This window comes from Litchfieldia alkalitelluris (assembly GCF_002019645.1).
Taxonomy (GTDB): domain Bacteria; phylum Bacillota; class Bacilli; order Bacillales; family Bacillaceae_L; genus Litchfieldia; species Litchfieldia alkalitelluris.
In genome coordinates this window covers 647,452-662,098 of record NZ_KV917374.1, presented here as the reverse complement: position 1 = coordinate 662,098, position 14,647 = coordinate 647,452, and the positions used below count along the sequence as shown (strand labels likewise).

General features: G+C 37.5%; 15 protein-coding genes and 1 riboswitch. Of the genes, 6 read left to right on the top strand and 9 right to left on the bottom strand.

The genetic code is table 11. From position 1 onward, the window contains the following. Positions 1-31: 31 nt before the first annotated feature. From BK579_RS03205 to BK579_RS03175, 7 genes are all read right to left on the bottom strand, one after another. Positions 32-466, bottom strand: coding sequence for a MarR family winged helix-turn-helix transcriptional regulator (locus BK579_RS03205; protein ID WP_078543494.1), 435 nt, complete (start codon positions 464-466; stop codon positions 32-34). 340 nt (positions 467-806) lie between these two features. Continuing rightward, on the bottom strand, positions 807-1,403 hold the full coding sequence (locus tag BK579_RS03200) for a hypothetical protein (RefSeq protein WP_078543493.1): 597 nt from the start codon (positions 1,401-1,403) through the stop codon (positions 807-809). Continuing rightward, positions 1,390-1,920: an RNA polymerase sigma factor gene (locus tag BK579_RS03195; protein ID WP_235848324.1), complete on the bottom strand. Its 531-nt coding sequence runs from the start codon at positions 1,918-1,920 to the stop codon at positions 1,390-1,392. Before BK579_RS03195 ends, BK579_RS03200 begins: the two co-directional genes overlap by 14 nt. A 500-nt stretch (positions 1,921-2,420) precedes the next feature. Next, entirely contained in the window at positions 2,421-2,783 is a 363-nt protein-coding gene (locus BK579_RS03190; protein ID WP_078543491.1) for a hypothetical protein, read from the bottom strand. Beyond that, positions 2,780-3,367 (bottom strand): DJ-1/PfpI family protein, encoded by a 588-nt coding sequence (locus BK579_RS03185; protein ID WP_078543490.1) that lies wholly within the window; start codon positions 3,365-3,367, stop codon positions 2,780-2,782. The genes BK579_RS03190 and BK579_RS03185 overlap by 4 nt, the downstream gene beginning before the upstream one ends. A 2-nt stretch (positions 3,368-3,369) precedes the next feature. After that, on the bottom strand, positions 3,370-3,729 hold the full coding sequence (locus tag BK579_RS03180) for a cupin domain-containing protein (protein WP_078543489.1): 360 nt from the start codon (positions 3,727-3,729) through the stop codon (positions 3,370-3,372). A 162-nt stretch (positions 3,730-3,891) separates the two neighbouring features. Next, entirely contained in the window at positions 3,892-5,862 is a 1,971-nt protein-coding gene (locus BK579_RS03175) for a SpoIID/LytB domain-containing protein (protein ID WP_169891042.1), read from the bottom strand. A gap of 258 nt (positions 5,863-6,120) precedes the next feature. Here BK579_RS03175 and lepB point away from each other — a divergent pair, with 258 nt between their 5' ends. Continuing rightward, positions 6,121-6,726: a signal peptidase I gene (lepB, locus tag BK579_RS03170; protein WP_078543487.1), complete on the top strand. Its 606-nt coding sequence runs from the start codon at positions 6,121-6,123 to the stop codon at positions 6,724-6,726. Between the two features lie 230 nt (positions 6,727-6,956). Here the strand turns inward: lepB and pssA are convergent, their stop codons facing one another. Continuing rightward, positions 6,957-7,667 carry a CDP-diacylglycerol--serine O-phosphatidyltransferase gene (pssA, locus tag BK579_RS03165; protein ID WP_139365031.1) on the bottom strand — a complete coding sequence of 237 codons (711 nt, stop codon included), beginning with the start codon at positions 7,665-7,667 and terminating at the stop codon, positions 6,957-6,959. Between the two features lie 247 nt (positions 7,668-7,914). On the opposite strand from pssA, the gene BK579_RS03160 reads away from it, so the two are divergent. Together BK579_RS03160 and BK579_RS03155 are read left to right on the top strand one after the other, a co-directional pair. Further along, the gene (locus tag BK579_RS03160) at positions 7,915-9,423 is read left to right on the top strand and encodes a processed acidic surface protein (protein ID WP_078543485.1); all 1,509 of its coding nucleotides are present in this window, start codon (positions 7,915-7,917) and stop codon (positions 9,421-9,423) included. Continuing rightward, positions 9,413-10,081, top strand: coding sequence for a class D sortase (locus BK579_RS03155; RefSeq protein WP_078543484.1), 669 nt, complete (start codon positions 9,413-9,415; stop codon positions 10,079-10,081). The genes BK579_RS03160 and BK579_RS03155 overlap by 11 nt, the downstream gene beginning before the upstream one ends. A 914-nt stretch (positions 10,082-10,995) precedes the next feature. Here BK579_RS03155 and BK579_RS03150 read toward each other — a convergent pair. Further along, on the bottom strand, positions 10,996-12,144 hold the full coding sequence (locus BK579_RS03150; protein ID WP_078543483.1) for a glycerate kinase family protein: 1,149 nt from the start codon (positions 12,142-12,144) through the stop codon (positions 10,996-10,998). 562 nt (positions 12,145-12,706) lie between these two features. Then, positions 12,707-12,790: riboswitch (cyclic di-GMP riboswitch) on the top strand. Between the two features lie 25 nt (positions 12,791-12,815). On the opposite strand from BK579_RS03150, the gene BK579_RS26650 reads away from it, so the two are divergent. The 3 genes from BK579_RS26650 to BK579_RS03140 all read left to right on the top strand — a co-directional run. Beyond that, on the top strand, positions 12,816-12,950 hold the full coding sequence (locus BK579_RS26650; RefSeq protein ID WP_268876449.1) for a hypothetical protein: 135 nt from the start codon (positions 12,816-12,818) through the stop codon (positions 12,948-12,950). Positions 12,951-13,434: 484 nt separating this feature from the next. Then, positions 13,435-13,905, top strand: a complete 471-nt coding sequence (locus BK579_RS03145) for a hypothetical protein (protein WP_139365030.1) — start codon at positions 13,435-13,437, stop codon at positions 13,903-13,905. Between the two features lie 443 nt (positions 13,906-14,348). Further along, positions 14,349-14,647 (top strand): transposase (locus tag BK579_RS03140; protein ID WP_204524663.1); only part of this gene is annotated, 299 nt, incomplete at its 3' end.

Genomic DNA, 14,647 nt, shown 5'->3' with positions numbered 1-14,647 from the left:
TTGTTATAGCAACTAAGAGCTGAACAAAAGGCTAAATTAGCCTCTGAACATTCTCATTAATTTTACCAAGGAGTCTTTCGAGTTCAAGAATTTCTTCCTCGGTGATCCCTTTGCAAACAATCTCATTAAACTCTTCTGCAATCGGAATGACTTTTTCACCAAGCTCTTTGCCAGCTTGCGTTAGATATAACCTCACTGAACGACGGTCATTGGGACAATGGATTCGTTGAATAAATCCCTTTTTTTCAAGACTGGATGCCATTCTTGCAATATTGGTTTTATCTTTTTCCAAGCTTTCAACAAGCTGATTTTGAGTGATTCCATCTTTTTCCCATAGCAGCATCATGATTAAATTTTGCTCCGGTGCAAGGTTAAAAGGCTCTAATTTAGACTTAACAAAGCTTGTTAAACTTAAGTCAGTTTGATGAATTTTGATACTTATATAATCTTGAAACGATAACCTCAAGTTTAATCCCTCACCTTGCCAGCTAATAGTTGCTATACATACTAAATACCTATTTTTAGTATAGGAAAAAATGGGTGATGTGTCAAATAATTGGAAACTAATGAAAGAGAAGTACATTTTTGTCAAAACAAAAAACACCGGCTAATTTTATCGGTGTTTCCAAGGTACTACCATAACAATCAAGTGTGGAGATGCCTCCTCGTCGCCAGGCTCCTGCGGGTCTCACTGTGCCCCGTATATCTCGCAGGCGTCGCGTGGTTCTCCACTCATTCCAAATACTCTGTTTCAATACGATTTTCATACTTCATGATGCTATCTTTTATTAGCATAAATGTCTACTTTAATTAGCAAACATCCCAAACATTAATTCAGCTGTTTCGGCATCAAGCTTGTAAAAGGTTTCTTCATCGCCGAATTCTTGAAAGTAACCAGTATACACATAGGTGTCACCTTCTTGGACTGAATTAATAATGACCTTATACTTTTCTTCACTTTCGTCACTATAGTTAACAATAATGTCACGCTGAAAGATGCCTTCTACCTCATCTTTACTTACCATTTCTGCTGTTTCAACATTTAGTGCTGCTTGCATTTGTTCTAGCTGAGCTTGGTTATCCTCACCCTTGTACGATATATCCCCAATTGGTGATGAGCTGATGATTTCTGTGACTGTTGCTTGCAGATCTGCAGATTGGTTTTCACCTTGCTGAAGCATGCTTGGTAAAATTAACATGAAAATCACTACGGCAGCAGCAGCTAGGGAAAAGTAATAAGGCGTTATACGAAACTTCTTTTTTGGTTGCAAACCATGGGATTCGTCTAGTTTTTTATTAAGATTCATTAAAACATCTCGTTGCTCCTGATCCGAAATTCTCAACTTTTGACCAAGGCCTTTTAATTCTGCATCAAATGGTGTTGTATCATTATATGGTTTCATGCTTATAGCCCTCCTGTTCTAGCTGAGTTTTTAATGCCGCCATTGCTCTTAATAGCGTAGTTTTCACTTTACTTTCCGACCATCCAAGAAGATCTGATGTTTCCTTTACAGATAGCTCCTTAATTTTTCGTAAAATAATCACTTCACGGTACGTTCTTTTTATTTTACCAAGAGCATGATACAGCTCTTTCTCGGTTTCGTTCAAGGTCACCGTTTGATCTGGTGAAAGGCTGTTATCCTTAATTAATGGAATTGCTTCAAAAATGAGGGACATCGGCTTTTTCTTACGGATATAATCGATCGTCAGGTTGCGCGCAATCCGAAGCAACCAACTCTTCACATTCCCGCCATGAAAGGAATCAATATTAGAATAAGCACGAAGAAACGTATCCTGCATTATATCTTTGGCCTGGCTATGGTCCCGGATCATAAATAACACATATTGATAAATATCATTACTATATTCAAGATACCAATCATTGATTTGCCGCTTAATCAATTCATGCTCCATCTTCATCTCTCTCTTCTCATTGGTTTGATTATACTTAACTAACGGATAAGTAATCTTTTCGTTACGTTTTTTTGAAAAAAATAAAGATTTTGTGGTTTATGATGAATATCTTTTTGGAAAATGGTGTTTCCTAGGGGTCTTGACTAGTAAAATGGTGTATTGATTAAGTCTTGTGTGGAAGTTTATCTACGAGTTTTTGTCGAATATTTTTGAGTTTCAATTTTTATTGGCTTCTTTTCGGGTTTTATTGGCCAATTATCTGGTTTTATTGTCCAATTATCTGGTTTTATTGGCCACCACTGGTTTTATTGACCACTTTACTAGTTTTATTGTCCAATTTACTAGTTTTATTGACCAATTTACTAGTTTTATTGACCAATTATCTGGTTTTATTGACCACCACTGGTTTTATTGACCACTTTACTAGTTTTATTGTCCAATTTAGTAGTTTTATCAACCACTTTCACCAACTTATCGACGATTCGACAAAAACCGTCACACCATCCTCACTCCCCCACACCCTCCGGAACACTCCACAAATAATAATGTCGTGAAAACAACCGCGTCTCTACAACGACCGTTTCCTCACCACTCTTCTCAAAAATGAACCCCGAACCCATCTGCTCTACAAATGACCAGCCCCGCTCCTCCATGAAGGACTTAACCGCGACATATTCTTGGTCTACCTTTGAAACATGATGATCCACCTCAAACGATTCAAACCCGCTATCAGACCACTCTAATTTTAAAATCGACCCTACAATCGGAACGGGATTTCCTTCCTGATACAAAGCACTTCCAAACCGCAAAACAAATAATAAACAACCAACGAATAACAGCCCGCCAACAATTAAAAGACCTTTCTTCAAATCACCTCACCCTCACCCTCCATATATGAATTCCTTCTCCCTTGATAAAAATCAATTTCCTCCATACTAACTTCTTTAACAAGACGACTAACATCAATCCCAAATTGAACAAATCCATGTCCCTGAGCAGTGACAATCTTGTTACTTACGACCGTTGGCTGATATCGAAAATTTTCTTCCTTAAAACCGCCTAGAAAATGACGCTGCTCTCTCGATAATGTAGCCGTGTATAAGCAATCATTTAAGAGATTTGCTTTCGCCAACACATATATCCCGCTGCAAATTGCTCCGACAACTTTTCCTGCTTCAGAGAACTTTCTCACCCAACTAAATAATTCTTCATGATCCGCTATTGGTTTTAAATCGCCTCCAGGTATGAGGAGAATCTCAAACTCTTCTATTTGTTGTAAGTCGCTTACTTTAAAATCTGACACAGTAACGAGTCCTGCCTCTGATCTACAAGGCTCGTCTTGTAAAGCACACGTAAAAATGTCATGTGTTCTTCTCAACATCGATATTGCAACCGCAATTTCAAATTCACAATATCCTGGAAAGATGAGAACAAGAGCTTTTCTTTTAGACATCTTTATTCCTCTCTTTCAGACATTAATAGAGAAGGATTTAAATCCTCAGATTCGATTACAATAGCGGTTAATCCTGTTTCTGTTGTTGTTTCATGACCTTCCCCGGCTCCCCAAAAGACTGCCTCTCCGGCTGTTACTCGAACCGTCTCACCTTCTGCTCCAGTAACCCAACCTTCTCCTGATACAATTAATAGTAACTGCGGAACGGTTGCCAAATGATAGCCAATTACACCATTCTCCTCTAAATACATACACCCTATCCGGGCAGGCTTTTCCGTCACCAAAATCCGAGACATCACAAACTGAGAATCGTACATCGTTATCCCATTGCCAACCTCTTTGGAAAAATTATAAATCTTCATCCAAGTTCCTCCAATTCTATTAATCAACAACAATTAAATTCAACAGAAGCCCAACAAATTCCTTTTTTCGGTGTGGTGATACCCGTTTCGGTGCCTGTCACCACCCGAATTTTGTCAAAAAAAATAGCAGTGATACCAAAAGGTCCCACCACTAAAAAGAGTTTATTTTATATAATTTTTGTGAACGTATCCATGTGACTTACCGTATTTAATTTTATACCATGACCCTTCTGTTGCCACGATAGTCACCTTTGCATTTTTCTTTAACTTACCTAGTATTTTAGAGGTTGTTGAAGGTTTCGCTCGGACATTTAGCGTGGTTGCTGTGACTGTGCCAGTTTTAGGTTTGAATATTTTTACGGTTTCTTTTTTGGTTGTCTTATTTTTGCTTGAGTCAACCGCAACAATTTTCACTGTGTAGGTTCCGTTTCCGAGCTTATCAATTTTCCATGAACGTTTATGCGTTCCTGCTTTAACAGATTGTTTTGTAGTTACTTTACTAACCACAGTTCCTTTACTGTTAGTTACAGTCATTGTTACAGTAGCAGCTTCATTTACATGAAATGAGGAGCTGGCAGATTTCTTTCCATAATCCAATGTTGTCTTCACACTTTTCACAACCGGTGCTGTTTTATCGACTGATGGCGCTGTCGGTGTTGGTGCTGGTGCCGGTGTCGGTGCTGGTGTCGGTGCTGGTGTCGGTGCCGGTGTCGGTGCTGGTGTCGGTGCCGGTGTCGGTGCTGGTGTCGGTGCTGGTGTCGGTGCTGGTGTCGGTGCTGGTGTCGGTGCTGGTGTCGGTGCTGGTGTCGGTGCCGGTGCAACTATTTCACGGTTTGCTAAGTTATATCGTTTAACCAGTGTTGTTCCAGGATAATAGAATGATAGAATCTGTTGATATGAATGTCCCGCATCAGCGCGTCGCTTTGCACCCCATTGACTCATTCCGACTCCATGACCATTTCCTTGGCCTATAACAGTAAGGTTGTCAGCCGTTTCGGTTTGAGATGTGACTAAATAACTTTTCATTATGCTTAATCCAACCATGGCACGAATTCTTGCTGCCGTTGCATTTACTTGTTGTAATGTTATTAACTCTAGTTGACCTGATGCATCTAATCGATCCTTCACAAAAAATTGAATTGTGATATCTCCTTTTGATACACGTCCACCAGAGGTGGGAGTGTGTAGAACTAATTTTGGAACAGAGACAATTTTAATATCCTTGCCTGCATAACCATTAGTCCCTAACCACTTTTTAATATTTGTCATCATCACCGTATCAGCCTCAATAGCTGATGACCACCATGAATGATAATTATTTAAATCAAGCTTAGACGTATCAATTTGTTGTTTTTTCAATGAGATATTCCACTGATTCCAGGTTTCATTTCCTGGATCAAATGGATCATTTTGAACAGGTAAGTAAGATACAAGTGTTGAACCCCATGCATTGGCATTTGACTCGGTTCTCCCACCGTTTGTTGCCGAATACACTGCGCTAATTGGGCTTCCATTGATCGTTACTATTTCACCAGCTGTTTCGTTTACTGCTGCTGTTGAATTTTCATGCCATTGGTACCCACCATACACTTGATAACTAATCGTGTCATCAATGATTTTGTTAGTTTTTGTTATAGCATATGTTCTCGCAGCTACCGCTTGAACCTTTAGTGCTTCTTTATTCCATGACCCATACATTTCATGTGGCACAACACCCTTTAAATAATCCTCAATCAATAAGGTATTAATCGGTCGAACAAATCCCTTTTCAATCGTAAATTCCATTTCACCATGATATACTCGTCCATTAATTGTATAAGTGTTATTATAAGCAGTTGGTAAAATAGAAAATGGTGTCGGAACACTTATTTTTGTAGTCCCTTCATACAAAGAAAGCGAACCATTTTCAATCTTAATCGAATAAGTTTTCCCACTCAACAGCTTTGTTTGATTTGAGTCAATTAGATAATCGCCATTAGGTTTAAATGTGATTTGGGTTTGATTCCCTAGATACTTTACAAGCTTCACTTGAACCTTAGGTTCAGTGCCTTGTGCATTTGTTTCTGCTGGTAAAATCGGGAGACTACTAATTACTAGAATGATAGAAAAAAAGATTGCAAGAAACTTTTTCATGAGTGAACCCCCTAGAATAGATAGACTCATCATACGTCACATGCATATCCATGAGCAATCTATATTTCCTTCCATATTCCATGAAACCTTTAATCTTCTATTTTTATAGGATAATAGTCTTAGGATATACACCGTGGTTCCCAACCCGGTGCCTGTCACCACCCGAATATTGTCAAATAGTTGCGAGTTGTTCTTTATTTGTCTATTTGGTGAATTTCTATGTTAGAATTAAGTTACCAATTAGAGGAAGTGAGATAGATGGTAGCAGAAGTTTTCTCTTGGATTAAAACTATATTTGTCGCAGTGGTTTTTACGATTATTGTTACGACGTTTTTTGTCCAACCCTACTCTGTTAGTGGGAGTTCGATGGAGCCTACTTTACAAGGAATAGATCCAAAGGATTCCAGTAAAGTTGGTGATCGTGTCGTTGTGTTGAAAAGTGCTTTCCTTGTTGGGAATGAGCCCAGCTATGAGGATATGGTCATTATAGATAGCCGAGTCGATCATGAGCGAAGCTGGATTGATGATATGATGGATAGCCCCATTGTCGGGACATTTACTAGGGATGAACAGGATAGTCATGTTATTTGGATTAAGCGAGTGGTTGGTTTGGCTGGTGATACCCTGGAGTTCAAAGATGGTCATGTTTATCGTAATGGCGAAATGTTAGCGGAAGAGTATATAAAAGAAGAAATGAATTTTCCCTTTGAAAAGGTAGTTGTTCCAGAGGATTCGATCTTTGTGATGGGAGATAACCGCAATTATAGTAGTGATAGCCGAGAAATAGGTCCTGTCCCCGTTGATAATGTTGTGGGCAAGGTCGCTTTTCGGATGTATCCTTTTAATAAAATAGGGACGTTTTAGAATGTGAGGCCAAACTTGTTATGTTAGTTTGGCCTTTTTATATACTTCAATAACCATTTTGTTACATTCTTGAAAAGTATACATACTGCCATTACATAACTACGAAGTAAAATAATTAAATTTAAACCACAAAAAGACCAAATCCCCGAGTGGCGGCTCATTGTTACCACAAAGGATTTGGTCTTCTTATTAGGCTATCTTTGTAAACATTGTTGCTTTCATAATTTGGTCTATTTCTTCGCTTCACTCTTCTTCTGATTTTTCGTCTTTCGAAAATGATATCCCATAAATAAAATATATAAAGCAATGGCTATATAAAAGAAGATTGGATATTCAAAGCGTTGACTTCGGTATACAAGAAAGATAATTAAAATAAATAATGTGGTTACAATGGTTCCATACTTTGGGATTGGAACATCCTTAAAGCTAGGGATTTTTATTTTACTTACCATTAAAAACGATAAAGCCACAAATGTACTAGTGATCACAATGGATGGAACCCATGGCTCTAGCATTGCCACTAATGTTAAAATCCCGCCTGCTGCTGTAATCGGAATTCCAGTAAAATAGTGCATCGAATTTTTTGATGTGACATTAAAACGAGCCAGACGAAAGGCCCCAAACAACGGGAACATTCCAGCTACGAGTAGTCCCACCAAACCATGGTTTGAAAAGGTGGTGAAGTAGACTAACACGGATGGCGCCACACCAAATGTCACAACATCTGCTAATGAATCTAATTCTTTTCCAATTTCAGATTGCGCATTCAGCAATCTTGCTAATCGTCCGTCCATGCTATCAAGCATCATTCCGATTAAAATTAAAATTGAAGCATTTCGGAAATCACCGTTAGCTGCGAAAAAAATGGACAAAAATCCTACATATAAGTTACAAAGTGTAAACAAATTCGGAATACTTTTTTTAAACCATTTACCGTACAATCGAATACCTCCAACATTCTACGTTAAAAAGACTCTGTTATATTGTTAATAATTATATACTATTTATTCCTATCAAGGTAATTCTTCTCACAAATTTTTCACTTGTAGTAAATTGTCAAAATTTAACTGATTTTAAAAATTGCATTTAATTATAGCGCCAAAATTTCTAAAAAACAATTCTATCAAAAGCTTTTTTTTACACTTATAATCCTCTTGATATAGAAAATATTAGGAGGTTTATATTTTAATGAAAAAGTTGCTCTCATTGCTACTTATTGTTGTTCTTAGTCTTAATGTTTTACCTAAAACTGGCTTTGCAGCTCCATCAGAAACTGATTTACAGGAATTTCTGCTAGAAATTGAACTAACAAAAGAAGAGTTAGTTGAATATCTTGTACAATATGAATTAACACTCGACGATTTTGAAAATGTTAGCGACTTAGAGGCTTTTCTTGGCGCTGTTTTAACAGAAGAGAATTTACAAGAGTTATTACTTGAGTATGATCTTACATTAGTACAGGCAGAGGCTTTACTCATTGAATATGGTGACCTTGAAGAAGGACAAACAGTTTTTGACGTTTTTCATTTTTATGATGACCTTGATTGGCTTTTATATGTCTACTCAGATCCTAGTTTTGAACCAATTACTGATGAAAATCTAGAAGAACTACTGTTAAGCTATAACCTTACTTATGATGAGCTTGTTTCTTATCTTGAGCTCCAAGGTGGTTACTTAATAGAAGATTTCTGGGGAATTAATGAATTATACGACTTCCTTGGTCCTCTTTTAACTGAGGAAGGTCTAGAAGAGCTATTAGTTATGTATGATATTACTCTAGAAGAGCTTGAAGCACTTTTAGTTGAATATGGTGAGATTGAAGAAGGTCAATCGGTTCTTGACGCATATAAATTTTATAATGAATTAGATTGGACGATATATAACTATCTTGAGTTTGAAAATTACACTCCAATCAATGAAGAAAACTTACAAGAATTACTTGATCGTTACGCTTTAACTTATGATGAGCTCGTAGCATTGTTTGAAGAAAATGGTGATTCTGTTGATTACTATACTTATATTGAAGAGTTAGATGCAATGACTGACTACTATTTATATGCAACAGACTTCGATGAAATGCTTTCAGAAATTGGGTTAACAGAAGATGAGTTAATGAATCTTTTTGATCATTTGATGACACTTGATGTTGAAGACCCTGCATTTGAAGCGAAATTACTAGAGTTATCTGACCGTTTAGATGCAATCGAATCTTTTGAAACAGTTGATGAAATCTCTGCAGAAGAACTTGCTGAAATTGCTTCTGTTTTCACAGAACTACTTCAACTCTTCCAATTAGATGTTCAATACTATCTTGTAAATGGTGATGAAAAGACGCCATTAAATTTACAAGCTCTCATGGCAATGACAGAATTAGTGGGATCTGATTTATTAATTGAAATTTATAATCATGAAGGTTTCCTAGCTGATTTATTCATTACTGGTGAAAAGTTTAATTCTAATTTAATTGAAGATGTTTCTGACGATCTTAAAGAGGTTGAAAAAGTTGTAGAAGCAGCACCAAAACCTGTGGTGAAAAAGGACGAAAAGTCAGCCCAGAAACCTGTTGTTAAAACAGTAAAAGGTGGAAAACTTCCTAATACAGCATCTGACTATCCTGTTAAAACATTAGCTGGTCTTGTGATTGTCGCATTTGGATTCTTCTTATTCCGTCGCTGGAAGAAGAACTATGCTGCATAAGCGATTAGAAATAAAAGGAGTAGGAACCAAACCGTTCCTTCTTCTTTTTTTCAGTATTGTATTAATTACTGGTGGAATCTGGTTCACAGGGTCGAATGGCTATAAGTTTTTAAAGGGGTATTTTTTATATAAAACAACTTCTCCTGCACCTGTTGAAGTGGTGAATGCTGCTGAACCGGAAGCTGAGACTGATAAAACGAAGCTAAGGAAAGTGAAACCAACTGGAATTGCCCCTCTTTATGATGAAAAACCGGAGATTGGCGAGGTCATTGGAGACCTGTATATTCCAAAGATTGATTCCACTCTACCGATCTATCATGGCACTGACGAAGATGAGTTAGAAAAAGGTGTTGGTCATTTTGCCGGCTCTGTTTTACCTGGAGAAAATGATAACTCTGTGTTAGCAGGACATCGCGATACAGTATTTCGAAAGCTTGGTGAAGTTGGAGTGGGTGATTATCTTATAGTGACCACCACTGCTGGAGAGTTCACCTATAAGGTCAGGAAGGTTCGCATTGTCGATAGCGATGACCGAACTGTCATTGTGCCAAAGCCAAAGGCAACACTAACCGTTTCTACATGTTATCCGTTTGACTTCATTGGGGATGCACCTGAGAGGTATATTCTTGTAGCCGATTTAGTAGAGAGTAAAAGATAAGATGAGGCCAGCTTACATTAAGATTTTCAGTTTAGGAGTACAAAACAAGAAAAAACAATACTTTTAGCATACGAATTCGCAACATACTTCGTATGCTATTTTTGTTGATATAATAACGATTGATCCATTTTTAATGGTGTTTTCATGCCCTGATTTGCATACCATTTATAAACATTGAAATAAAAATTTGTGGTCTTGTGATTTATGTAGCGATTTCACTTGCAGACGACAGTAAAAACCCATAGCGGATTCTATCCATTATGGGTTTTTCATTCTCTTATAGGGATTAAATTCTATAACAAGTTCACTGTTTCTAAAGCACCCGTTTCATAAGCAATTCCATATTTATATCCCCAGATACATGCGGACCCTTGAGGGAATCGGCATAAAGACCTGATAAATAAGGGGATAAATTTCCTTTAATTAGAAAATCCTACTGGAATTAACTAAAATAGAAGGAAAATTTACCGCTATTTACTTAGAAAACATGAAAAGAGGGCGATTGTGCCTTGCTTAACGGGAATAACTCCCCTTATTCCCCTCTAATTAAGCTGTATTTTGCAATATAAGGGCAAAATTCCCCTTATTTTAAGAATCATTCGTCATTCAATAAAGGATTAAACTTCTTAGGCTTAAAACTAACATGAACCGTTGATAAGCTCTGTTTATAGAACGACATATTTTCAGAATAATCTTATAAAATGTGGTGTCTACGAAAAGACTGAGATTTTAACAGTGAATATATCAACAAATACATAATAAAATAACAATCCTTTTTGGACTTCTATTTTCAATTTTGCACCTCTAAACTGAACTACTTAGGCTTACACTTAAGCTGGTTTTTTTGTATCCCCTGCCAAAAGACCAAATCCACCGCTAGAAATGTTTTCGTAGCAGCGAATCAGGTCCCTATCTCACTCACTTTTCATTGTCATACCGATTGACAACGTCCGACATACGTTTTCAGCAGCAAATTCAAGGTTACGCTCCCCTAAAGACAGAGCTTCATCAAGAGTGGTTAACTCCTTCAGAATACCTACTATGGCTGTAAAACCATGATCATATAATGCTTCCACACCATCACCAATTTTTCCGGCAAACGCAATGACTGGAATATTATATTTAGCAGCAATCGAGGCCACTCCAAATGGCGTTTTTCCAAAAAGGGTTTGACCATCTATGCTACCTTCACCTGTAAAAACAAAATCAACCTCTCTCAGCTTTTCTTCAAAATGAGTATACTCAATCACAAGGTCGATTCCTTTTCTCATTTCTGCATGTAAAAATGCAAGTAGTCCTGCTCCAAGTCCACCCGCTGCTCCTGCACCTTCAACATGGGAAATCTCTTTCCCTAACTGTGATTTAATCACATCCGCATAGAGACTTAGATTTTGATCAAGTAATTTCACTATCTCTGATGTGGCACCTTTTTGCGGTCCAAAAATATATGAAGCCCCATTTTCTCCGATTAGAGGATTAATCACATCACTTGCCACTTCGATTTTAATCGATTGAAGACGGGGGTCTAGCCCAGAAATATCGATTGATGTTAAACTCCGAAGCGCACCACCGCCCTGAGCGAGTTCTGCCCCAGATTGGTCTTTAAAAGATGCCCCCAAAGCCTGAAGCATTCCGACACCACCATCATTTGTCACACTTCCACCAAGTCCCATTAAAATGCGGGATACACCCTGATCAAGAGCATGTTTGATGAGTTGGCCGGTTCCATATGAAGTTGTATATAATGGATTTCGATCTTCTTTTTTTACTAAATGAATGCCACTTGCACTTGCCATTTCAATAACAGCTATATTCTCGTCACCCAAGATTCCGTACTCTGCGATGGTCTTTTCTCCTAAGGGGCCTATCACTTCAGTACTTATAAATTCTCCGCCGGTTACCTCGACAAGTGATTCTACCGTTCCTTCACCACCGTCCGCCATTGGGACAATTATACATTCGGCATCTGGAAATATTTTAGTTATTCCATTTTTCATGGCAAGAGCTGCTGTTTTTGCACTCATGCTTTCTTTAAATGAATCTGGAGCTAATACAAATTTCATTTACCATCTACCCTTTACGCTCAATTTATTGAATAGAAAATGAGAATTACAAGTTTCTCTCTACTGTATACCTTATTATAAAACACCTATGATTGTCAGCTTGTTGATGTCATAAAAAATAATCCAATGGTAACAACAGGTACCATTGGATCATTTTATCATAACTATTATGTAAACGGTTACAAGTGTCCTTCTTATAAAACGAACTTAACGAAAATTTTTATCCAGCCAAAAAAGGAAAGCCATAACGGAACACTTAATGTTGTGCCCCAAACCATACCAACTAGAAACGGATTTGATTCCTCTCTCATCAGAAACCTCTCCTTGTGGAGTAATTTATCTTCCTACTGTTAGTATACAGGAAAATATCTAAATATTTTGTAATCTCATGTCAGTTATAAAAATATTTTTTTACATTTATATTTTACCCAAATCAATATATTTTTATTCAAAAATGCTAGAGTTTTTAGACTATTGTGGAAGATTGTCAAAAATTACTTCAAAATAATGTCTTTTTGAAGACAAATTTCTACATAAACTTTACAATGGACATGCTATACTGTAAAAAAATTGGCAAAACACTTGAAAGAGTGTGACGCAAAGCTAAAGGGGCTAAGTCTTTTAGATATGCCAGCCAGTTGCATCTATTCTACTAATTAGGGGGAATATAGATGCCTTATTATTCATTTAAAGAAGTGTGGACGCCGTTAACTCTTGTAAGAGTACGTTTTTTCAAATGTATGAATGACGGTACTGTTTTTGTGAAGGTCGGAAACCGTCCTCGTAAACAAATTTTTGCGAAATAATACTATATTAATATAAAAATATCGATAATGACGGCTAACCAATCCTGGTTGGTCTTTTTTTATTTCTAATCCTTTCAAAGGCTGATGTAGGGTTTCTATTAAAATCTGTATCATCTAAACTCCTAGGACACTTGCTACAGCTGCGGCTTAGTGGGTTAAATTAGATTGTCTTCCCTGAAAATAACTTAGTTAGCGGAGTTCCATGAGCTGCGATCCACCTGCTTCCCGCGGGGCGATCCCTTGAGCCTCCTCGTCTTTTTGAGCTCCTGCGTGGTCTCACGTGACCGCTAGATCCCGCAGGAGTCAAGTGGATCTCTGCTCATTCCACACTAGGTGAATGCACTATATTCAGACACCATGGTGCAAAATCTCATTTGCATGGAGGCTAACCTGAAAATAGAATCTTTCACCTTCGCAAAAAATGAATAGGACAACTCCTCCTAAGCATATCCATATTTATATACAAGCTTAGGGGGCATTAATCGTGAGGTACAAAAGACGAGGAAAGTCATCACCAAAAGGAATTATTATCATCGGCTTTGGACTCTTGCTCTTAATTATCATTCTAGTAATCATGTTTCGTAGCACACCTGAATCACAAGCAAAACAGGTCGTTGATACATTTTATAAATACGAACAAAAATCCGACTTTGCTAGTGCATGGGAACTCTTTCACCCACTTATGAAGGAAAAATTCACAAGAAGAGGATATATTCAGGACCGTAACCACGTGTTTATGGGACATTTCGATGTAAGTACATTCGAATATACAATTGATAGCCCAGAGTCTCTTAAAACTTGGAAAATGTCTAGGGAAGCCGATCCACTTACAGAAGTCTACAGGATTCCAATTACCCAAACTTTTAAAAGTAAATTTGGTACGTTTACTCTTTCTCAAGATGTTTTTGTCACACAAGAAGAAGGTGAATGGCTGATCTTATGGTCATATGAGTAAGTCTATATTATTTGGTATGCGACGGAATGTGTGCCGTATTGTATTATGAGGCTCTAGTCTAGTTACTCACGTTAATGAAATTTCAACCTCTTAAAATGTTGGTACTTGGAAAAATAATCTGAGAGCCAAGTACCTCATGCCAGATGTAGGTCTGGCCGGATTTTCTTCATTTCTCGCCGGTTTCGGGATCAAACCCGCCCGATTAGACACTTTTCCCGCCGTATTTCTTTGCCTGTGATTCCCTAAATTCTTGCTCTGGCCGTATTTTCTTCGTTTCTCGCCGTATTTAGGATCAAACCCGCCGCATTATCCAATCTTCCCGCCGGATTTCTTTGCCTGTCGATTAAGTCCGTATAATTGTGTAAAAAGAAAAAGGGTTCATTTTATTCACTCTTGGCTACAATGTTTTCAACGACGATAAACATTAGAAAAGAGGAATAATAATGACCCAATTACAGTTTACCCTAGATTTGGAAAATTTAAAAGAATCCGTTATAAATTCTGATATTGAAGCAGTTATCAAATCTGCGATTGTTTTGGTATTAAATAATGTCATGGAAAAAGAGAGAGATGACTATTTAAACGTAGCTGCCTATGAGCGGTCCGCTGATCGACGTGATTATCGCAATGGTTATTATGAACGTGAGTTACTCTTGAATGTTGGTAAAGTCACGCTTAAGGTACCAAGAACTCGTAATGGTGAATTTTCAACCTCAGTATTTGAGAAATACGCCCGTTGTGA